This is a genomic window from Paenibacillus sp. FSL W7-1088, from assembly GCF_037969855.1.
Taxonomy (GTDB): Bacteria; Bacillota; Bacilli; order Paenibacillales; family Paenibacillaceae; genus Paenibacillus.
Genome location: NZ_CP150216.1, coordinates 4,328,319 through 4,351,122 on the forward strand (window position 1 = coordinate 4,328,319; position 22,804 = coordinate 4,351,122).

A 22,804-nucleotide genomic window follows, 5' to 3' on the forward strand; every position below is an offset into this window, starting at 1 on the left:
CCGCAACTATGATATAATTATTGAATTATTTTCATTTTTGCTTAAGGAGTCCAGCATGACACATACCAAAACACAAATTTTCACTGTAATTGATCAATATGCTTCCCGTTTTAAAGAGATTTCATCATACATTGGTGCGAATCCCGAACTTGGGAATGAAGAATACCTCGCCTCTGCCCGGTTAAAAGAAGAGCTTGCATACCATGGTTTTTCCGTAGAAGCTCCTGTCCTGGGCTTGGACACCGCATTCATCGGTACGTATGCTGCATCCAAGCCAGGTCCGACCATTGCCCTGTTATGTGAATACGACGCACTACCGGAAATCGGTCATGCTTGTGGGCACCATCTGATCTGCATGATGAGCCTCGGAGCTGCGGTAGGTCTGAAGTCCATACTGGATGAAGTGGGCGGAACATTGAAAGTGTTCGGTACACCAGCGGAAGAAACACGTGGGGCCAAAGTGCCTATGGCTGAAGCGGGTTTATTCGATGACTGTGATATCGCACTGATGGCGCATCCTTATTACGCGTATGAGAAATCTGGCAGCTCCCTGGCTATTGATGCCGTACAATTTGAATTCCATGGGAAATCTTCGCATGCTGCTGCAAGTCCACATGAAGGCATCAATGCCCTGGATGCGGTTATCCAGACGTTTAATGGCATTAATGCGTTCCGTCAACAAGTGAAAAGTACGGTTCGTATCCACGGGGTTATCAACAGCGGAGGACAGGCAGCCAACATCATTCCTGACTACGCTTCTGCTCAATTCTATGTACGAGCCTCAACGAGAAAAGAGTTGAATATTCTCACTCAACGTGTAATTCAGATTGCGGAAGGTTCTGCTCTGCAAACCGGATGCCGGCTTGTGACATCCAATTACGAGACATCCTATGATGAGATGGTCACGAATGAATCGTTATCTGCTGCATTCAGTGCTAATCTGCTTGAACTCGGCATTTCTCAAGAAGAGATCGTCAGTGGCAACGACCATGGTTCCATGGATATCGGTAACGTATCCTTGCGTTGTCCTGCAATCCATCCGTATATCCGTGTTGTGGACGAAGTTCATACGCTTCATTCCATTGAATTCCGTGATCTGGCGCTTCAGGAACGGGCCCTGGATGGTATGATCCTTGGAGCCAAGGCAATTGCTGCAACTGCTTATGATGTTCTTACACAGCCTGAGCTGCTGCAAACCATTCAAACAGAGTTTAAGCAAGCAAGTCGCTAAGTTTTTCGTGAACTGTTGTATATTAACCTAGGGTGTTCCCCATGACCTGCATTTCAGGTCTTAAGGGGCACCTTTTTTTGTTTTGATAAGTACGTATATACGGACACAAGGTGGAGATGCTGTGAAAAGAAAACATTGAAAAATGTTGAAATTCTTACATTTAGCGACCGCACTTATGGTTCATATGCTCTCTAACTTGGTTATTTATAGCTATAACTGTATCTTAGTTTCAGGAGGTGTTGTCATGCTGCTCGAAGCGATGTATCACGTTCCCCGCGATAAATGGGCCTATGCTTATAATCCCTCGACGATTCACCTGCGTGTACGAACGAAGAGAAACGATGTGCAATATGTGACTGCACTGACTGGTGATAAATATGATTGGAATGGAACCTATAAAGAAATTCAACTGGAGAAAGCGGCTTCCGACAGTATGTTTGATTACTGGGAAACTGCAGTTAAGCCCAAATTCAAGCGCCTGACATACATCTTCCGCATTACCGCTGGTACCGAAAATATTTATCTGGCTGATAACGGAATTCATTATGCTCAGCCATATCCTACCGGAGGATATTATGAATTTTCCTATATTCATGAAATCGATGTGTTTAAGGTTCCCGAATGGGCCAAAGAAGCCGTGTTCTACCAAATCATGACCGAAAGGTTTGCCAATGGCAATCCCGACCTGAACCCTGAAGGAACCCAGGAATGGGGTGGCCGACCTGAACTGGATAACTACTTTGGCGGAGACCTGCAGGGGGTGCTCAATCACCTGGATGATCTGACTAAGCTCGGTGTTAATGCCATTTACTTTACCCCGCTGTTTCAAGCAAACTCCTACCATAAATACGATACCGTTGATTATAAAAAAGTAGATCCTCATTTCGGGGATAATGAGCTACTCAAAGAAGTGGCGGAACAATGTCATCGCCGTGGAATCCGGGTCATGCTTGACGCGGTTTTTAACCATTGCAGCGAAGACTTCCCTCCTTTTCAGGATGTACTGAAGAACGGCAAAAATTCCAAATATGCAGACTGGTTCCATATCAATGAATATCCGGTGCAGATCAAGGATGGTATCCCAACCTACGATACATTTGGATTTTATGGCAATATGCCCAAGTTCAACACTGCTAATCCCGAAGTAAAAGACTATTTGCTTGATGTGGCTGAATACTGGATCAAGGAGATTAAACTCGACGGTTGGCGACTCGATGTTGCGAATGAAGTGGATAACCATTTCTGGCGCGATTTCCGCAAAGTGGTCAAAACCGCCAATCCGGAAGCCTATATTGTAGGCGAAGTATGGAGTGATTCCCTCACCTGGCTCATGGGAGATCAATTTGATTCCGTAATGAACTACCCTTTTGCTGACAAGGTGCTTGAGTTCTTCTGTGGTTCGATGGATGGGTATAACTTCGCTAACGAGATGGGATCACTCATTATGCGTTACCCGCAACAGACGAATGAAGTCATCTTCAACATGCTGTGCAGTCATGACACCCCACGTCTGCTTACCCGAGCTGGAGAAGACAAACGCAGATTAAAATTGTCGGTTGTGTTTCTTTTCACTTATATTGGTACGCCCTGTATATTCTATGGGGATGAGGTGGGTATACGTGGAGAAGGTGATCCGGATTGTCGTAAATGCATGCAATGGGATCCTGCCAAGCAAGATCAGGAGCTTTATGACTTCTACCGTCTGATGATTGATTTGCGGAAAAGTAATGAGTCTCTGCGCAAAGGCCGCTTCCGTTTTCTGAAGGCCGATCACAACGATCCATGCATCATATATGAACGTATGGATGACACTCTCCACTTTACGGTGTGGATGAACAATACTCCGCAAGAACGTACCCTGTCACATCCAATGGAAACCATGGACTGGAAAGATGCCTTAACCGAAGATGCTGTTGTTCCCACCAATGGCATGATGAATATTAAACTTGATCCTTATGGATACCGCATTTTGTATAGACAATTGGAACCGAGCTAATACTTGCCAGAAAACTCCTGAAATATTGAACGACCCTTTAATGGATCATCAGATGCTTCAGGAGTTTTCTGACGAAGACTTTACTGAAGCTATAACTTCGTCGTTTTCAAATCCCCTTTCGCATCTATGGTGATTCTCCACCGCGTAGAATTCGGACCCTGCATGACCATTTCATTTACGAATTGATATAACGTTCCATTATTATCCTTAACTAGATCTACAACTATGTTTTTCCCGTTTGTGAAGGGACTTGCGCCAAAGAGATAACGTCCCGCCGCACTTGCCGCAACCATCAGCATGTTATCTGTTATGATATTGCCCTCCACCGTGTTATTAACCATGTCCAGATGCACTGCCCACCATGTTCCCTCATATTTTAAGCGATTTCCAGTAATGATATTGTTGGAGCCACGTAATTGAATACATGTACCTTTTCCTGCAACTGAATTATGAGAAAAGGTACAATCATTATGCAGACTGACCATCCGGTCAGGATTGGTCGTTTCAAAGCCAGGCTCAATGATGTTGCTTGATGCAATCACTCCATTAGCGATATCCATGGCAATGCCCGCTTGGGCAATATAATTGCCTTTTACGATAATATGACCATCCGCCACAATTCCCCAGTGTTTACCTCTAGGAATAATAATGTTGTCTGATATAACTCCGATGTCCATGCCTTCTGGACCCGTACTGGTTTTCGCTTCTATGGCAGCAGTAGCACTTGACCTGGAGATGGTGTCGATCAGGTTACCCTGGATTACAAACAGATGGTTGCTTAAGTCATTAGGATTATATTGGGAGGGAAGGAAAGATACTGAAATAACAGACGTGATTTTGATATCCTTAAAGACATTGGAGGTTACAAATGCGCCTTCAAAACCGATAAGCCCCACACCAAATGCTGTTCCAATCAGGCTATTGCCATGTATGTGCAGGTTTTTGGCTCCAGTCTCTCCTCCCTCATTGTTACAGGTAATCCCACCACCGACTGTAGGCATATTATTTACCTGTTGTCCGCCTGAAAAAGAAGCAAAATCTGAATCACTGGATAATACAGGAGTGTGCAGAAAGTTGTCGGTGATCGAAACATGCCATGTTCCCTTGACCAGGATGCCATCCCCCAGATAGCGGTAACAGTCATTCTCACGAATCACCACAAAAACCAAATGACTCCGAACTGCAATCGGCTCTTCTCCCAAGTGATGAAGCTTATTGTTTCTTATGACGACATTTCGGGCGGGATTGTCTTGACTGCTGGAACCATTCACTCCAATGCCATCGGTAAATTTACTAATATCATTATGCTGCAATAGTACATTGCTCGAATTCTCGATGTTAAGCCCTGTCTTGTTTTTACTCCAACCTGCTTGAGTCGTGCGAACCAAGGTTAAACCACTAATTTCTACATGATTGCTTCCTTCAATTCGGAGTCCTTGATCCGAGACCTCCAATATTGCACCTGGCAGTGCCTTGATGATGACGGATCTGCCGCTAAACGTATAAAACCAGCCCGTCTTAACAACTTTATAGTGCCCTGATGTAAATAATAAAACGTCACCTTCCTGTGCCGAGTCAAAAAAAGCTTTGATCTGAGCTGTCTGATCGCTTCCATCTCCGGGAGCAAAATTCCTTACATCAATATGGCTACCTGTCAGCGTGGATTGTACAGAGGCGATATTACCCATGATCTGGCCAAACATTTCATTCATTTTGACGGAATCATACCCGTCGGCACTGCTTAAAGCCTGCAAATTAGGATTGTAAGTAGAGGTAAAATTAATGTAGTTGTTCATTTTAAATTCGCCTCCTCCTTATGATCGTACAAAAAAGCCACAGTACGAATATACTGCGGCTGATTTGTGCAAATCTATTTCACAGATTCAAGCATTATGCGGCGATAAATATCCATATACTCTTCTGCTGAGACGTTCCAGCTATAATCTCCGCTCATTGCATTTTTCACGATTTTTTTCCAGTGCTCGGGCTGACGGTAAAATTCTTCAGCACGGCGAATGGTGTTCATCATATCATGTGCGTTAAAGCTGGTGAAGGAGAATCCATTCCCCTCTCCGCTGAATTCATTGTATGCCTGCACCGTATCGTTCAGACCCCCTGTTTCCCGGACAAGCGGTACACTGCCATAACGGAGTGCAAGCAGCTGGCTAATGCCACATGGCTCGAACCTCGATGGCATCAGGAACAGATCACTGCCTGCATAAAAACGGCGGGATAACCCATCATTAAACGTAATCTGAGCAGACATTTTTAGCGGATAACGATTAGCTGCCTCACGGAACCAGTGCTCATAAGCCGGATCCCCAGTACCCAATACTGCGAACTGAATGTCGTCATAATACAATAATTCATCCAATACACGACACACCAGATCCAACCCTTTGGAATCCACAAGCCTTGTAACCATCACCATTAGTGGAGCATCCGGACGTACAGGCAATCCTAATTCCTTTTGCAGCTCGATCTTGTTCTCGATTTTCTTGGACAGGCTGGTTCTGTATTTAACCGCAATTTTATGATCCGTTGCGGGGTTGTAACTCTTGGTATCAATACCGTTCACAATCCCACTGAAACGATCGCCCAATGAGCTGAGCAACCCATCCAGACCATAGCCATAATAGGAAGTTTGCACTTCCTTGGCGTAGGTAGGGCTGACAGTTGTTACATGATCCGCAAAAACGATTCCTACTTTGAGAAAATTGACATTGCCATAATATTCTGCCCCATCCACCGTGAAATACCGATCATCCAGCTCAAGCAGATCACTGAATAAATCATGTGGAAACACACCTTGATATAACAGGTTATGTATCGTAAAAACGGTTTTCATGTCACTGTAGAAGGAATCATGCGCATAATGAGCCTCCAGTAATAAAGGAATCATGCCTGCATGCCAATCGTGACTGTGCAGCACATCCGGCTTGAATTCAATTTGCGGCAGCACCTCGAGAACAGCACGATTGAAGAAGGCAAAACGCTCCCCGTCATCCATATACCCATACACGCCATCTCGTCCAAAATAGTATTCATTGTCTACAAAGTAGACAGGAATTCCGTCATGAACCAGCATCTCGATTCCACAATAAGGTCTGCGCCAACCCAGAGGAACATCTGTTGTGATGACAGGCTCCATCGCTTCTTTATACTCACCCGCAATGCCCTTGTATTTGGGTAAAATAACACGAACATCTGCCCCACTTTTCTTTAATGCCTGTGGTAATGCGCCGATGACGTCAGCAAGGCCTCCTGTTTTGATAAATGGATGTACTTCAGCAGCAGCAAATAGAATATTCATGCCTTCGTCCTCCTTTTGGGTTTAACTGTAGTGCTATCTTTTGTTTTACTGGTTTTAGTGGTACTGGCTTTTTCTCTGACGGATTGAACTTCAAGGGGCAATGCATCCGTTTTCCGACGTGTGTTCTTTTTTAAAATAACTACGCTTAGCGGTGGCAAAACAACTTCCAGACTATGTGGTTGCCCATGAAAAGGAATCTTTTCAGTAGTAAGCTGCATATCATTGATAATGCCTGATCCGCCGTAATCGGAATGATCACTGTTCAGAACTTCGGTATACATACCGGGACGCATGACACCAATCCGGTAACGCTCCCGCTTGACTGGCTGAAAGTTAATGAGCACAAGGAGTGTATCCGCAGGTTTTTTTCCTTTGCGCACATATGAAATGACACTTTGGTCCTGATCATCCGGAGTGATCCATTCATAACCGTCAAAGGAATGATCAAGCTCCCACAAAGCTTTTTCGCCCAAGTATAGCTCGGACAGATCCCGTTCAAACTTGTGGAGTTTACGGTGACTGTCGTAGTTCAGCAAAAACCAGTCCAGTTGATCCTCGTCTTTCCATTCGATAAACTGGCCGAATTCTCCACCCATAAACAGCAGTTTTTTGCCTGGGAAGGTCATAAAGTACCCCATAAAGGCACGCATGCCGGCAAACTTCTGCTCGTATGTTCCTGGCATCTTGTCTAGGAGCGACTTTTTGCCATGAACGACCTCGTCATGCGACAGAGGAAGCACGTAATTTTCTGCAAAGGAGTATACGACCGGGAATGTCAGCAAATGATGTTTGGAAGGACGCTCGTGAAAATCCGATTCCATGTAGTCAAGGGTATCGTTCATCCAACCCATGTTCCATTTGTAGTTAAACCCTAACCCACCCTGATCTACTGGCGAAGTAACCATCGGCCATGCACTGGATTCTTCTGCCATCATCAGTGCATAGGGAAAGTACTTGAAGACCGTTTCATTCAACTGCTGCAAAAAAGCAACAGCTTCCTTGTTCTCCAGGCCACCTTCGTTATTCGTTCGGTATTGTCCTGGCCGCTTTTCGAAATCCAACTTAAGCATGCTGGTTACGGCGTCAACCCGCAGTCCGTCGAAATGGTACATCTCCATCCAGTACAACGCATTAGAGATCAAGAACGAACGAATCTCTGGTTTAGAGTAGTCAAAGCTGAGGGTGCCCCAGCCTGGTCTCTCTGCTAACAGTGGGTCTGCATATTCATACAAAGGCGTTCCATCAAACAAACGCAAGCCATGAGCATCCTTGGCAAAATGTGCAGGGACCCAATCGAGCAATACGCCTATTCCTGCCTGATGTAGCGTATCAATCAGATACATCAGATCTTTAGGTTGCCCATAACGGCTGGTTGGCGCATAAAATCCTGTATTTTGATACCCCCACGAAAGATCGTAAGGATGTTCACTCAGGGGCATCATCTCAACATGGGTATATTTCATCTCCAATAAATAAGGAACAAGCAAGTCTGCAAGTTCACGATAACTGTACAGAGTTCCGTCTTCTTTCCGTTTCCAGGTTCCAGCATGCATTTCATAAATATGTAGAGGTTTGTTATACACGCCTCGTTGTTTGCGTCTCCACGCGCCATCATTCCATTTGTAACCTTCAATGGAGCTGGTGACGGATGCCGTACGCGGACGTACTTCCGCCTGGAAAGCATAAGGGTCAGCTTTCAGCAATTCGGTACCATCTTCCGTTAATATACGGAATTTGTATAAAGTTCCTTCACTGATTTCCGGAATAAAACGACTCCAAAATCCAGAATCGGGTATCTTATATAAAGGTTCCTGTTCACCTTTCCATCCATTACGATCTAAAGCCAGTCCTACTTCTGTGGCATTCGGAGCCCACACAGTAAAACGGTACCCCTGACGATGATCTTCGATCGCAGGCTGTGCGCCCATTATTCGATAACTGTGATGAAGGTTTCCTTCATGAAACAAATAAATGTGCTCCGGCGAAATTTCCGGGTTTGTTAACGGTTGAATGGCCAAGAGATCACCTTCTTCTCCAGAAAATAGATATAACATTAACCATTACCCCATTCTAGCCAAGTTGAAAAGAAAAATGCGGTGTGTAAAAAAATGTTGTAATTTTTCAGGATTTTTACAGTATACATCGTTTCAATAGCTCCGCATTGCGTTTATGTATGTACTACACTGGACAAATATCTTGGGAGGGAAACGATTATGTTTAATAAAGATTGCATCGCTATGCTGTTGGCGGGAGGAGAAGGGAAGCGATTAGCCCCTTTAACCTCAAGTATCGCAAAACCCGCTGTACCGTTTGGCGGGCACTACCGGATTATCGATTTTCCTCTCAGCAACTGCGTAAACTCAGGAATCGACACCGTAGGTGTTCTGACGCAGTATCAAGCTGATTCATTACATGATCACATTGGTGGAGGAGAACCTTGGGGACATGGTACTTCAAGTGAGGCAGGAATTTCCTTACTTCCATCTTATCATACAGGAAATGACGAATACTTGGGAACCGCGGATGCTATTTATAAAAATATGGACTATATTGACCAACAAAACCCCGAAAATGTTCTAATTTTGTCGGGCGACCATATTTATCATATGAATTATCGTGAAATGCTGGAAGCTCATACAGCCAATGAAGCGGTAGCGACCATTTCCGTTATGGAGGTTCCTTGGGAGGAAGCCCATCGCTTCGGCATTATGGCCGCGGATGAGAATCTGAGAGTGACTGAGTTTGCCGAGAAACCGGCCGAACCAAAAAGCAATCTGGCTTCCATGGGCATTTACATGTTCAAATGGGAATACCTGAAGCGCCACTTAATCGAAGATGCCGCAAATCCGGAATCCAGCCATGACTTCGGTAAAGATGTGATTCCTCAAATGTTGAATGAAAATACCCCTCTCTTCGTATATAACTTCAATGGTTATTGGAAAGACGTGGGTACCGTGAAGAGTTTATGGGATGCGCACATGGATCTGCTTCATAACGATGAAGACTGGAGCCTGCAAAAAGAAGATTGGCCGATGTTTACTCGTGACTGGAGAACTAAACCGAGTGCATTCAAAGCACGTCATACACGCGCTGAGCTCCTGCACTCCATGATCCATGAATCCTGCGCTATTGATGGCCGTGCGGAACGTTCTGTTATTTTCTGCGGAGCCGAGGTTGGTAAAGGTTCTGAGGTTAAAGATAGCGTGATTATGCCAAATGCACGGGTAGGTCGCGGTGTTCACATCGAACGCGCCATCATTGGTGAAGGTGCCATCATCAAAGACGGCGCCATTGTCAAAGGCACGGCGGATGAAATCGTGGTTGTTGGACCGAATGAGATTGTTTCCGCCAAACCGGCTGTGCGCACGCAACCTGTGCGTATACTGAAAGATGTTTATGAAAAAAGCGGGCGTTTGCGCGCTGGTGAACTTTCTTCATAAAGCATAAAGAAAAGGCGAGCCATATGGCTCGCCTTTTTGGTACGGTAAATCCCAACATTATTTCAAGCAATAATACGCAGCCTTAATGTTGCCAACAAAAGATTATGTTTCTTCCTTATCGGACTCTGTCTGCTGGGCATGTGTCTCCTGAACTTCTTCAGAGTCATTGTTACGCTTATGAGCTTCACTCACCACAGCCTCTTCTTCAGGTAATGCTGGTAAAGAAACGGTAACTGTAGTTCCCGACCCAAGCTCACTCTGAATCGTGATTGTGCCGTCATGCAGTTCCACAAGTTCCTGCGTAATGGCAAGCCCCAGCCCAGTCCCCCCGTTTTGGTGATTTACCTGGAAGAACCGGTCACGTACCTTGATTAAATGTTCTTCACTGATACCAATACCCGTATCCTGAACAGCAGCTATGATCTGACCCTTCTCTTCTTTGACAGAAAGGAAAATCCACGAATTCTCATGAGAAAATTTAATCGCGTTGTCAACCAGATTAAGAAAGACCTGTTTCAGCCTATTGCCATCCCCAAATACGTTAAACGCACGCGTCTCATCTGTGTCCAGCTTGAGATGTACTTGCTTTTGCTCCGCTTTGGCCCAGACGTTCAACATCGTTTCCTGAACAATTTCTCGAATGCTGACCGAGCCTTTTACAAGCTTCATCTGATTTTGCTGCAATTTGGAGAAATCGAGCATTTCTTCAACAAGACCGATCAATCGCTCGGTTTCTTTGGATATAATACTCATTCCAATTCTCGTTTCATCGGGATCATACCCGCCTGAATCCAGGGTTTCGCTCCACCCTTTGATACTGGTCAGAGGTGTCCGCAATTCATGCGAAATAGATGAAATAAAATCGTCTTTAATCTGGTTACTGCGTACAATCTCATGTGCCATGAAATTCAATGTAGATGCAAGTTCACCAAGCTCGTGCTTGTAATTCCCTTTAACTCTGACATCCAGACGTCCCCGGGCCATTTGAGCCGAAACGGCTGTAATGTTATTGAGGGGTCGCACAATTGAATTCGCCATTCCGATACTGATAATTAAAACAATGACTAGTACAGCCACGCCTACAGCAACGGCAAGCAGTCCCATAACCAGAAGCTTGGAATTAACCATATCCAGCGAGGTGAGATACCTCACAATATACGTATTTTCGCCACCCAAATCTAGCTTGTGGGATACAGCCATGACTTGCTCACCCGTAAGGGGTTGTCTACCCACCCAACGGCCTATGCTTCCGTTCATGGCCTGTGATATATCACTCGTTTGAAGAACGGCATGCTCGGACTCAAAAGCAGTTGAACTAGCTAAGACTCGGCCATCCATATCAAGGATTTGCAGCTCGGTACTACCCAATTGTAAATTGGCGAGCAAATACGATAAATTATTAGCCTCGTCCGTACGAGATAACGTCTCTTTAAAATCATTCGTCGAAGTAATCTGCTGATTAATCGTATTATAAATACTCTCGTAATAATACCTTTGCACTGCAATCAAAAATACGAATTCGACCAACAGCAGAGCCAGAAAAACTACAATAAAGTAATGTAGTACGATCTGCCGTGTGATGCCTTTTTTGATCATTGATCCCGGCCCTTCCATTTGTACCCGTGTCCCCATACAGTCTGCAGGTACTCAGGTTCGGAAGGATTGTTTTCAATTTTCTGACGCAAGCGGCGAATGTTTACGTCCACGATTTTGGGATCACCCATATACTCTTTGCCCCACACATGATCCAGCAGCACATCACGACTGAGTGGTGTGTTTTCTTTTTCTAGGAAAAATTGAATCAAGGAAAATTCAGTTGGTGTTAACTCAATTAATTCATTTTGTTTCTTGAATTGCTTGGAGATCAGATCGAGCGAGAACGGCCCTGATTGGAACGTTACCTTTGCAGCTGTCTCCCGGTGAACATTGACCCGGCGAAGCAAAGATTGTATACGTGCGATAAGCTCGGTTGGACTAAACGGCTTACTTACGTGATCATCTGCCCCAACGGATAGCGCATATACCTTGTCCTGCTCTTGCACTTTGGCTGTCAGGAAAATAATTCCTAGACGTTCATTCGTTTCACGGATTCGTCGACACACTTCAAAACCGTCAATTCCAGGAACCATGACATCCAGCAAAGCCAAGTCAATATCTGGTACGGATTGTAAAATACGAAGCGCTTCATGTCCGTCCCCCGCTTCAAGCACTTCGAACCCGTTTCTCTTCAAATTGATAACAATAAAACTGCGGATGGATTCTTCATCCTCAAGAATAAGTACTTTACTCATTAAGTTCGTCCTTTCTGTTCAGATGCGACATATTGTCCAGTAATCCACCATCGTTATTCGCAGATTGTGCGCTACGATAGGCAATCACTCGATCATTTGATTTGGTAATTTCTTTCCACCCTTTACCCTTGTCTTGTTCCCACTGCGTAAGTGTGAAATATTTAATTTCACCCACCGTTTCATCCGTATCAATCATTTTGAAACGAATATATTTCCCCTTTTCTGATTTGGTATCTATCGTAACTTTTCCGTACCAATCCGTTTTCAGGTTAAGATGGAATGCATTCGCATCATCACGATACTGGAAGGATACGAAATCTTTACCATCCTTACCATTCCATTGATAGAAAGTATAGAACCACATCCGAGCATCAAATACGTAATGTTCCCAGCCTCTGGGTGTTTCCTTCAATCCAAATTCAATAATACCATCATTATTAAAATCACCGCTTAAAATTTTGTCATCTCTATAAGTTTGATCAGGGGAATTGAATGCATACACCAGTTTGTTGTCTTTTACATACACAATCTGTGTAAACGTACTTCGGTCATCCAATTCAGCATCCAATAGAAAGCCCACTTTATCTTTGGCAATTTGACCACCAAGTGCATTATAAAATTCTTTTACTGTATAGTCTGTTTGTATTCGGTCTACTTCCTTGAAGCTGCCATCATCATATTGATATAGAGCAATGGAGGCAAATCCGCTAGTATTGAGCGAAACGATTGCAAAATCATTTTTTTTGTCCCCGTTCAGATCCAAAGGATTCCCTTGCAAATCATCAATAATTAATTCATTATAAGGTACACCGCCCATCACCTGTTCAAGGGCCCCTCCTTTATAGGAATAGGCCATTAAGGCTTTCTGCGCTTCAAGGCTCACTCCAAGAACAATATCAGGATTGCCATCGTTTGTGATGTCCAGCAGTTTAAACGATTGCAAGGTATTTCCTGGAACATCAAAAGTAAGTTTTTTCACCCAGGTATCACCCTGTTCTTCGAGAAGCATGCCATGAATCCGCACATTTTCGCTCGGAGTTTCGTAGAAAACAATGGCTTCTCGGGTTCCATCCCCATCCAAATCTGCCACCCGTATCATGCTTGTGTTGTTCAAGTCTTTGGGCCGAATTAATTGGCTTTCAGGGGGTTGTTCTTTCTGTACAATAGTAAGAAGTCTCTCCTTGTCCATCGACATCATCGGTTGTTTCATTAAAAGCTTGGGATCACTCAGGACAGTGCATCCGCTAAGAACGGAGCCGAGTACAATTATAGCTGCTCCCCCCGCTAACAGGCGCCCCCACCGTGAATTAAGCAAATTCATCACTCTTTTCAATAGTTTAAATCATATTTTTTTCTTGTTGTGTCAAGCGACGTCCACGTATATCAAAAGCAATTTTGCCTTCCGCAAGACCCCAGATGCGGGTCGCATGTTTCTCTGCCATTTCAATCGGCAATACTGCTATCACGGTAGCTCGTTCCTCTTCGCACAATTTGCGCAGCGTTTCCAGCACCGTATCTGCGGTATGAGGATCAAGTCCGATGACAGGCTCATCTGCCAAAACAACTTTGGCACCATGCGCGAGCGCTCTGGCAATTGCAACACGCTGCTTCTCGCCACCACTGAGCTTCTCTGCCGTCTGGTGTGCTTTATCCAGCAATCCGAGCCCTTCCAGATAATCCATCGCACCCATATAATCATCCGAACGAACCATACCTGTTACCATTCTCCACAAAGGGGTTTGACCAGACCGACCGATCAATACATTTTTCAAAGCTGTACGTCTCGGATACAATTGCGGATTCTGTTCCAAGTATGCCCATTCCCGTTTAATTTTCCGTTTTCCGGACCAACCTTCTTTTATAATCTCGGCGCCGTCCACCGTAAATTGACCACTATCCCATTTTTCCATCATAGCAAGGCATTTAAGCAGCATGCTTTTCCCGCTGCCACTCGAGCCTACTACACCGATCATTTCTCCCTGTTGCATATCGAACCGTATATCCCGCAGAACCGGAACCCGGTCCGCTCCAACGGATTTGCTTAAACCCTCAACTCTGATCATCGCGATGTCTCCTCTTGTCCATGTTTTTCCCTACTACTAGTGTACTCGGAAATGGACATCAATTTCCATGCGAACACCAGCTTCTATTTTACCACAGATTCGAGCATAGGTTTACGACGAAATAATACACCTGCTGCACCAAAAAGAAGATACATGAATCCAAGCAAAATAAACATGCTTCCTGGTGAAATCCAATTGATCACTTGCCCACCCAGATTCGGTCCAATGATGCTTCCAATTGTAAAATGAAATGAGGCCACCACATTCGCTGCAGGCAGGAGCGCTTTTGGCAAAATATCTGCGGCATAAGCCAGGCCAAGCGAGAAAAATGAACCTACCAAACCGCCTGCTATGGTCAACAGCACAAGTGTCCACCAGAAATGTGTGCCCGCAACAGGAACCAGCATGAAGATGATCCCCCCAGTAATACCAGCAAACATTAATGTTTGCTTACGTCCATAACGGTCACTCAACATGCCTAGCGGTAATTGCAGGAACAGACCACCGATTCCGACAAAAGGCAGCAAGGACGATATCTGATTGGCATCCAGACCAATACGCAGTCCGTATACCGGAAAATTGCTGTTCATCCCGGCTTCCATGTACCCGTACAATAACGCAGGCAACAGCGCATACCACGCCCAGGCCAAGCTCCGACGGAAACGGCGTTCAGGCAATTGTCCATGTTCAGCCTTTTCCGGCTTCGTATCGGGAAGCTTCATTAATACAAGGATAAGTACAGCAGCCATACATACGAATAATACCCAGAATGGAACGGCATCTCCATACCCAAGCAGTTTGATTCCCAATGGGCCAATACTGAATCCTAAACCATAAGACATGCCATATAAAGAGATGTAACGTCCGCGTTTTTCGGGTGCGGTCACCAGTAGTACCCATAATTGGGCAGAATAATGGAGTGCACTATCCCCGATTCCGACGACGAGACGCAATATGAACCAAATTTTGATATCCGGAAAATAAGGAAACAGAATCAGGGGAATCATGACAAATAACAGTCCGCCGATAATCAGCTTTTTGAAACCAATAGCTCCCAGCAATCGTTCGGCCACCAAGGTCATGGCAAAAGAGCCAACGTACAGTGCGGCTGCATTCAATCCGTTTAAACCCGGTGAGACTCCCTTTTGCTCCAAAAAAATCGAGAGCACCGGTAATAAAAGGCCCTGACTGATCCCCGCCACAACAATAACGGTAATCAGAATGAGATAGTTTGATGTAGAATGTGATAATTTGGGGGTGGTTATAGATGACACAAAAATCATTCCTCCTGCAAGCATACAAAGAAAAATCGCCATCACTGACGACCTTTCAGATGTTATATCTATTCTATTGATCATGCATGGTTAAGCCTGGGGTTTTGCCCCGGACTTGAACATTATAGTGGACAACGCCCTGCAAAACAAGCCATAATAGTACTTAAGTCGCTGCGTACATTTAGATGTGACGGGAGGATTCTGCATCATATGGCTTATCATGTTAAAATCGATGTTTCACCGATATATGAAATGCTCAACAGCTTTTTGGTCTATGTAACGAAGAAATGGATTCAACATCTGGATGTTGGCCCCGAATGGATCATTGAGGTGGAAGGCAAACTAAGTTCCAATGTTCGAGCAGCGCTCGCACCTGCTGCCACCTGGCCTTTTGATGACTTTGATGTATTATTTGCATGGGCGGCCTATCGGAACACTTCTAATGAGAATATTGATTTTCTGGATATGCTTGCTGGACTGACAGCCGAAGAGCTGTTCGCACGCGTATCTGTTCTGCTTCCCCATCTTACAATAGAAGAATCTACACGTATTCGGGATAGCTATGTGCCACTTTTACGACTCTGGGATCAGCATTACTGCCAGAATTTGAGTGAGGATTATCGTACCTGGCTCGAGGAAGACGCTGAAGAGAAACGCGTACTGCTTGATAAAATGGGGCCTGAACTCCTTATTGAATACGCTACTGCGGGTGTTCTGGTTGAACCGATGCCTGGACTGGATGAAGTTATCCTGTTTCCAACCGTCCACAACCGTCCTATTAATATGTACTGCTTCTATGAGGGCATGATGATCATGCAGTATCCTGTAGACGCACCGGAAGAGGATGAAGACCAACCACCGACCTGTCTGCTTCGTTTCACACATGCCCTGGCTGATCCGGAAAGACTCCGTCTGCTCCGCTACGTGTCAGGTGAACCGAAGTCGCTCGCCGAAATGTGTGAAGAGTTGGGCAAAGACGAGGATATGGTTAAAGATCAGGTTATGGCACTGCGCATCGCTGGACTGCTGCGAACCCATCTGCTCGGCAGTAATCGGAAAGAGAAATACAGTATTCGACCGGATGGCGTATCTGAATTGAACATGTTCCTGGAATCCTATATTCGCATATAAAAATATGAACAACTGTGCTGCTGCTGCAAGGAGTGAATTGGATATGAAAATAATAAAACAACATATTTTGTTTGATCTCGATGATACACTCGTGTACTGCAATAAATATTTCAACCTGGTGCTTGGTGAATTCTTCGAGAACATGCAGGAGTGGTTTGACGGACATGCCCTAACGGTTCAACAAATTAGGGAGAAGCAGCTGGAGATCGATGTAACCGGGGTTAACAAACTGGGATTTGCAAGTCACCATTTCCCGCAATCCCTTATTGATACTTACCGTTACTTCTCCCAGAAGTTCTCAAAGCCAACCTCTCATCAAGAAGAGTCTTACCTCACCAAATTAGGAATGAGTGTATATGACCAAGAGGTTGAGCCTTATCCGCATATGGTCGAAACGCTGGAGAATCTTAAGTCAGCTGGACATGCCCTGTATCTGTACACAGGAGGAGAAACCGTAATTCAGCAGCGGAAGATTGACCAGATGAAGCTCTCGGCTTATTTCGATGACCGGATCTACATTCGGCAGCATAAGAACATTGAAGCGCTGGAAGGGATTCTCTCAAATGGCCCGTTTGATCGTCGTGCAACGTGGATGATTGGTAACTCACTGCGCACAGATATCATGCCAGCAGTGACGGCTGGTATCCATAGCATATATATCAAGCAGCCTAACGAATGGCAATACAATATGGTGGAGCTTCAACCTAATCCCGAGACATCGATGTATACCATCACGGCCCTGGAAGAGGTACCGAAGGTCATCCATGAAAATATACAACAGCAGCAACAGAAAAGGACCCTTGGGTAAGGGTCCTTTTCTTATTGGTTTAATAATATTTGAATTTGCGCTGGTATATCAGGCTGCACGTTCTTCTTTCTGCTTTTACATCCAAAGCCTTATGCATCCTGCTTTTCCGCAGATAGTTTGCCTGTTGCCTTATCCTGCAAAATAATACGTGCTTTCACCGTACTTCCGTCTTTTCGTTTAAAAGCCAGTACCTGAGTACTCCCCTTTTCAATCAACGCTTTCAACATCGTACTGGTGATTTTTTTGCCGACGTACTCTTTCCAAATGACAAACCCGCAGCCTTCCTTAAAGCGTGTACAGCCATAACCTTTCTTGCCTTCAATAATCTGACCGGTGCAACCCGGTGATGGACAAGATGCCAGCGTTTCACGAACGCCCGGTTGACTGGAAGTCGAAGATCGAGTTTGTGCCGTCGCGTTCGCGACACTGCCAGTTCTGGATGACGTTTCCGACGTTTGACGTGAAGTCTTCGAACCTGCACGGGTACTTGAGCCAGTACCTGATGTCTTGGTGGAAGTTGTTCTGTTGCTGGTTTTCTGGGTTTTGGCTCCCTTGCCTTTCCCCCGTCCTCCACGTGTATCTTCACCAAAAGCATCCGCTGGTGCCGGTGCCTGCACACGTACTTTATCAATAATGGACATCGTAAATTTCTTGACGTTCTCCATAAACTTGTCCTGGCCCGCTTCACCTTTGGAAATTTGATACAATCTTCTTTCCCACTGACCTGTCATTTCAGGCGAGGTTAACAGATCTACGCCTGCCTTGCGGATCAATTCAATGGCTGTCCGGCCCTTCAACGTCAGTTGCATCTTTTTACCCTGCATCGTAATGTAACCCACGTTTTTAAGTCGTTCTATCGTTGCCGCACGTGTCGCAGGTGTACCCAGTCCACTGTCTTTCATCGCATCACGCAGCTCTTCATTCTCGATCTGTTTCCCTGCACTCTCCATTGCTTTCAGCAACGTTCCCTCAGTGTAACTTTTGGGAGGCTGGGTCGCCTTCTCCTTGAATTCACTTTTGGTACATTGAACAGGCAACTCAGGTTGAACGGCAAAAGCCTTATCCGTCCATTCCTCTGCTTCCTCTTCTTCGTTGCTATTTTTCTTTGTCTTTTTCTTGCCTGTCTGCTCCTGATCTGAAGATCCCAGTACCACCTTCCACCCCAGTGACAGCAGTTCTTTCACAGAGGTCTTGAACTGGTGCTTCTCAACGTCAGTGAGCACGGTATGCTGCTTGTACTCTGCTGGCGGATAGAAATGGGATAAGAAACGTCTTACGATCAGATCATAGATATTCTGCTCATCCTTGGATAACGTACCCGGTCGTTTCAATGTAGGCAGGATCGCATGGTGATCCTCAACTCTGGACGGGTTACATACACCTTTGTTTCCTTTATGAACAAGTTCAGGTTTCGCTCCTTGCGCCAGCTCACTATAAGGTCCGTTTTTAAGCAAATTCAGCGTTTTGTGCATCCCTTCAATATTCTGTTCCGTAACGTAGTTTGAATTTGTCCGTGGATAAGAGATCACCTTATGTTTCTCATAAAGTGCCTGTGCAATATCCAACGTTTTCTTCGCCCCATATCCATACTTGGCATTTGCTTCACGCTGCAAAAGGGTCAGATCATACAACCGGTATGGATACTCCTTGGTCTGTTTTGCTTCGTACTTGGTAATCTGTCCCTTCTTCCCCTTCACACTGGTCGCAATCGATTCAGCCACGGCGGGGTCGGTCAGCTTGTCTCCTTGACGTAAGCCCCTGTACTCCACTCCTTCCTGACGAAACCATGCGGCTACTTCATAAAAGGTCTGGGACTGGAACGCTTCAATCTCCATTTCCCGATCATAGATCAAGGCCAGTACCGGAGTCTGTACCCGGCCTACAGAGAGCAGGGCATTATGTCGTGTAGTGAAAGCCCGGGACGCATTCATGCCAATCAACCAATCCGCTTCACTACGAGCCCGGGCAGCATGGGTCAAATTCTCAAATTCCGAGGCGTCTTTCAAACCGTCAAAACCACGTTTAATACTCTCTGCGGTCAGATCCGATATCCAGAGACGTTTGACAGGCTGACGCAGCTTCAACTGCTGTTGAATTAAGGCAAAAATATACTGTCCCTCTCGCCCTGCATCACAAGCATTAACGATGGCCGAGGCTCTTTTCGCAAGTTCTCCGATCATTTTCAGTTGATCTTTCGTTCTGGGGTTGGGTACAATCTTGAACTGATCCGGAATGATCGGCAGATCGCCGATATTCCAGCGCTTGTACTTTGAATCATAGGCATCCGGTTCAGCAAGTCCCAATAGATGGCCAATCGCCCAGGTGATAATGTAATGCTCACCTTCCAAATAATTGCGATTGTTCTTGGCTCTTGGTTCTATGACGGCGGCAATGGTTCGGCCCATGTCGGGCTTTTCCGCAATAACCAGTGTCTTCATCCGTCCATCTCTCCTCCTTCACCGTCCACATGACGGCAAAAAGGGGCCTTCCGCCCACGGAAGCCCCTTGCTTCTGAAACTTATTATATCAGATTTTGGTTGCGGGAGCATCCTCCCCAATTGGATTTACCCTGCTGCCTGTTCATTCAAAGCCTGCTTTGCTCTGCACTCTTTGCATACGCCCTGAAAATCAAGCCGATGGTCTATAACCGCAAATCCGTACTGCCGCTCAATTTGTTGTTCCAAACGAAGCAAGCCATCCTCCATAATCTCTTCTACAGTGCCACATTCTGTGCATATCAAGTGATGATGGTGGTGTGAGCCGTCGGTACTTCGCAGGTCGAAGCGCGCAGCACCATCCCCAAAGTTAATCTTTTCTACAACCTGAAGATCACTAAGCAATTCAAGTGTACGATATACCGTAGCCAAGCCAATCTCGGGGAATTGTTCCTTGACCAGCAGAAATACTTCCTCTGCGCTAAAATGATCCTTCTCATTCTCAAGTAGCACACGTACCGTAACTTCTCGTTGCTGCGTCAGCTTATAACCTTTTGCAACCAACTGTTTTTTAATGTCATTAATCTGTTCTGAAATGGATTTGTCCCGGTTACTTGCCATAAAGATTGCACCTCCGGATATTATAATTTCACAATTCGTGTAGTTTTCAATGAAGTGTCATTACATTTCTTATTTATAATAATTATAATGTAATAATAAATCTTTATGAGATAAAAAGCAATGCTATACCTCACAGTTGTCTAAAATAATTGTTGCTGAACGTCTCTGGATCTCATAAAACAACAAAAAACCCCCGCTAATTGCGAGAGTTTTGTTGTATCAGTTATATATTCTATTCATAATTGCAAATACATATCCACTTGTCGCTCATTAACTCATTATACGAGAACTGTAGAACCCATCAAGTATTTGTCCACTTCACGGGCAGCTTCACGACCTTCATTAATTGCCCATACAACCAGACTTTGACCACGACGCATGTCACCTGCTGCAAATACTTTATCCACATTGGTATTGTATTTGCCGTAACGTGCCTTAACGTTGGTACGACGGTCTGTTGCAAGTCCAAGTTGTTCCACCAAAGTCTGTTCCGGTCCGTCAAAACCGATAGCAATCATGGCCATTTGAGCTGGGAAGACGCGCTCTGTACCCGGAATAGGCTGATAGATTTTACGTCCTGTCTCATCTACAATACGTTCAATTTGAACGGTGTGAAGTTCTTTGAGGTTACCCTCATCGTCACCCACAAATTTGGTTGTCATGATGGAGAACTCACGCGGATCGTCACCGAACAATGCTTTCGCTTCTTCCTGTGCATAATCAAGAGTATATACGTTCGGGAATTGCGGCCAAGGGTTATTAATGCGATCACGTTCCATAGGAGCCTGAGTATGTGTACCAAATTGTGTAATGCTTCGACAACCATGGCGAAGCGATGTAGCTACACAGTCGGAACCAGTATCCCCGCCACCGATGACGATAACATCCTTGTCCTGTGCGGACAGATAGTTTCCATCCTCCAGATTGGAGTCCAGGTAACTTTTGATACTGCCATTCAGGAAATCCATCGCGTAGTGTACGCCTTTCAAGTCACTGCCTTCAATGTTGAACTCACGTGGTTTGGTTGCACCGCCACACAGAACAACCGCATCATAATCATCCACCAGTTGCTGCGCAGCAATATCTTTACCGATCTCCGTGTTCGTTACAAATTGAATGCCTTCTGCTTCCAATAAATCAACACGACGCTGAACGACGTTTTTGTCCAATTTCATGGTAGGGATACCATACATCAGCAAACCGCCGACACGGTCAGAGCGCTCGTATACCGTCACTGAGTGACCCGCTTTGTTCAACTGAGCTGCAGTAGCCAGTCCCGCAGGACCTGAACCTACAACTGCTACTCGTTTACCTGTACGTTTCTCTGGAGGCTGAGGAACCACCCATCCTTCTTCAAAACCCTTTTCAATAATCGCTTCTTCAATCGTTTTGATGGTTACAGGTTCACCGATAAGTCCCACTGTACATGATCCTTCACAAGGAGCAGGACAGACACGACCTGTAAACTCAGGGAAATTATTCGTTTTGTGCAGACGGTCAAGTGCTTCTCTCCACAAACCACGATATACCAGATTATTCCATTCTGGAATCAGGTTATGCACAGGGCAACCCGACGTTCCGCCAGTCATATCTATACCTGTATGGCAATACGGGGTACCACAATCCATGCATCGTGCACCTTGTGTTCTGAGCTCTTCTTCAGCCATATGTTTATGAAACTCTTCCCAATCCTTAACCCGCTCCGCTGGTTGGCGGTCCGCAGGCAGCTGCCGTTTGTATTCCATAAATCCAGTAGGTGTAGACATCTTACGTTTTCCCCCATCCGTTCTTGTCTTAATCCCTTCATCTGCATGGTTCTATATGAAATGGATTACTCATGTTTGAGTTTTTGTATATTGTATCACAAAATCTTCTCGAAGATATTTCAATTATAGTAGCACTTTGCATGCTGAATATTAAATGGATTATCCGAATAATTATTTGTATTTTATACATCATATCGTCCAAGTCTACCCATGGTCAATACCCTTAAAATGGTTATTTCTAAGGTATGGCTATTTGAAATTAGGCGTTTATTTAAAGGAAAAACGATCGAAACGTCATTTGAATGTGAGGTAATTTGTCATTAAAAACAACAGTTTATGCTATTTTACGCCAGAAAATCCGAATAATATCTCATTTTAGGACTTTACAACGGTGAAATCCTACATTTTTTATACTTTTTTACCACAGAGTGTTTT

16 protein-coding genes are annotated in these 22,804 nt (G+C 45.0%); 5 read left to right on the forward strand and 11 right to left on the reverse strand.

Going from position 1 to position 22,804, the window contains the following annotated elements:
• Positions 1–55: 55 nt before the first annotated feature.
• Positions 56–1,231, forward strand: coding sequence for a M20 family metallopeptidase (locus MKY42_RS19355; protein ID WP_090899796.1), 1,176 nt, complete (start codon positions 56–58; stop codon positions 1,229–1,231).
• A 244-nt stretch (positions 1,232–1,475) separates the two neighbouring features.
• The gene (locus tag MKY42_RS19360) at positions 1,476–3,227 is read left to right on the forward strand and encodes an alpha-glycosidase (RefSeq protein ID WP_179264256.1); all 1,752 of its coding nucleotides are present in this window, start codon (positions 1,476–1,478) and stop codon (positions 3,225–3,227) included.
• 89 nt (positions 3,228–3,316) lie between these two features.
• Here MKY42_RS19360 and MKY42_RS19365 read toward each other — a convergent pair whose 3' ends face one another.
• The 3 genes from MKY42_RS19365 to glgB all read right to left on the reverse strand — a co-directional run bounded on the left by MKY42_RS19365 (position 3,317) and on the right by glgB (position 8,594).
• Positions 3,317–5,023 (reverse strand): right-handed parallel beta-helix repeat-containing protein, encoded by a 1,707-nt coding sequence (locus MKY42_RS19365; RefSeq protein WP_179264254.1) that lies wholly within the window; start codon positions 5,021–5,023, stop codon positions 3,317–3,319.
• A gap of 74 nt (positions 5,024–5,097) precedes the next feature.
• The gene (glgA, locus tag MKY42_RS19370) at positions 5,098–6,540 is read right to left on the reverse strand and encodes a glycogen synthase GlgA (protein WP_339844033.1); all 1,443 of its coding nucleotides are present in this window, start codon (positions 6,538–6,540) and stop codon (positions 5,098–5,100) included.
• Positions 6,537–8,594 (reverse strand): 1,4-alpha-glucan branching protein GlgB, encoded by a 2,058-nt coding sequence (gene glgB / locus MKY42_RS19375; protein ID WP_256222122.1) that lies wholly within the window; start codon positions 8,592–8,594, stop codon positions 6,537–6,539. Before glgB ends, glgA begins: the two co-directional genes overlap by 4 nt.
• 159 nt (positions 8,595–8,753) lie before the next feature.
• Here glgB and MKY42_RS19380 point away from each other — a divergent pair, with 159 nt between their 5' ends.
• A complete protein-coding gene (locus MKY42_RS19380) occupies positions 8,754–9,980 on the forward strand; it encodes a glucose-1-phosphate adenylyltransferase (RefSeq protein ID WP_090899808.1) in 1,227 nt (408 codons plus the stop codon).
• A 102-nt stretch (positions 9,981–10,082) separates the two neighbouring features.
• On the opposite strand, the gene MKY42_RS19385 is transcribed toward MKY42_RS19380, so the two are convergent.
• The 5 genes from MKY42_RS19385 to MKY42_RS19405 form a co-directional block, all read right to left on the reverse strand.
• Entirely contained in the window at positions 10,083–11,576 is a 1,494-nt protein-coding gene (locus MKY42_RS19385) for a HAMP domain-containing sensor histidine kinase (RefSeq protein ID WP_339844036.1), read from the reverse strand.
• Entirely contained in the window at positions 11,573–12,271 is a 699-nt protein-coding gene (locus MKY42_RS19390) for a response regulator transcription factor (RefSeq protein ID WP_063562821.1), read from the reverse strand. Before MKY42_RS19390 ends, MKY42_RS19385 begins: the two co-directional genes overlap by 4 nt.
• Entirely contained in the window at positions 12,264–13,481 is a 1,218-nt protein-coding gene (locus MKY42_RS19395) for a hypothetical protein (protein WP_339844038.1), read from the reverse strand. Before MKY42_RS19395 ends, MKY42_RS19390 begins: the two co-directional genes overlap by 8 nt.
• 127 nt (positions 13,482–13,608) lie before the next feature.
• A complete protein-coding gene (locus MKY42_RS19400) occupies positions 13,609–14,334 on the reverse strand; it encodes an ATP-binding cassette domain-containing protein (RefSeq protein WP_076289134.1) in 726 nt (241 codons plus the stop codon).
• A gap of 83 nt (positions 14,335–14,417) precedes the next feature.
• On the reverse strand, positions 14,418–15,608 hold the full coding sequence (locus MKY42_RS19405; RefSeq protein WP_339844041.1) for an MFS transporter: 1,191 nt from the start codon (positions 15,606–15,608) through the stop codon (positions 14,418–14,420).
• A 210-nt stretch (positions 15,609–15,818) separates the two neighbouring features.
• On the opposite strand from MKY42_RS19405, the gene MKY42_RS19410 reads away from it, so the two are divergent.
• Both MKY42_RS19410 and MKY42_RS19415 read left to right on the forward strand, forming a co-directional pair.
• The gene (locus tag MKY42_RS19410; protein WP_339844043.1) at positions 15,819–16,739 is read left to right on the forward strand and encodes an ArsR family transcriptional regulator; all 921 of its coding nucleotides are present in this window, start codon (positions 15,819–15,821) and stop codon (positions 16,737–16,739) included.
• A 43-nt stretch (positions 16,740–16,782) separates the two neighbouring features.
• Complete coding sequence (locus MKY42_RS19415) at positions 16,783–17,547, forward strand: HAD family hydrolase (RefSeq protein ID WP_090899823.1); 765 nt, start codon at positions 16,783–16,785, stop codon at positions 17,545–17,547.
• 89 nt (positions 17,548–17,636) lie between these two features.
• Here MKY42_RS19415 and MKY42_RS19420 read toward each other — a convergent pair whose 3' ends face one another.
• The 3 genes from MKY42_RS19420 to MKY42_RS19430 all read right to left on the reverse strand — a co-directional run bounded on the left by MKY42_RS19420 (position 17,637) and on the right by MKY42_RS19430 (position 22,369).
• A complete protein-coding gene (locus MKY42_RS19420; RefSeq protein WP_339844045.1) occupies positions 17,637–19,985 on the reverse strand; it encodes a DNA topoisomerase 3 in 2,349 nt (782 codons plus the stop codon).
• A 126-nt stretch (positions 19,986–20,111) separates the two neighbouring features.
• Positions 20,112–20,579, reverse strand: coding sequence for a Fur family transcriptional regulator (locus tag MKY42_RS19425; protein WP_339853000.1), 468 nt, complete (start codon positions 20,577–20,579; stop codon positions 20,112–20,114).
• Positions 20,580–20,881: 302 nt separating this feature from the next.
• Positions 20,882–22,369: a glutamate synthase subunit beta gene (locus tag MKY42_RS19430; protein WP_110001192.1), complete on the reverse strand. Its 1,488-nt coding sequence runs from the start codon at positions 22,367–22,369 to the stop codon at positions 20,882–20,884.
• Between the last annotated feature and the right edge of the window lie 435 nt (positions 22,370–22,804).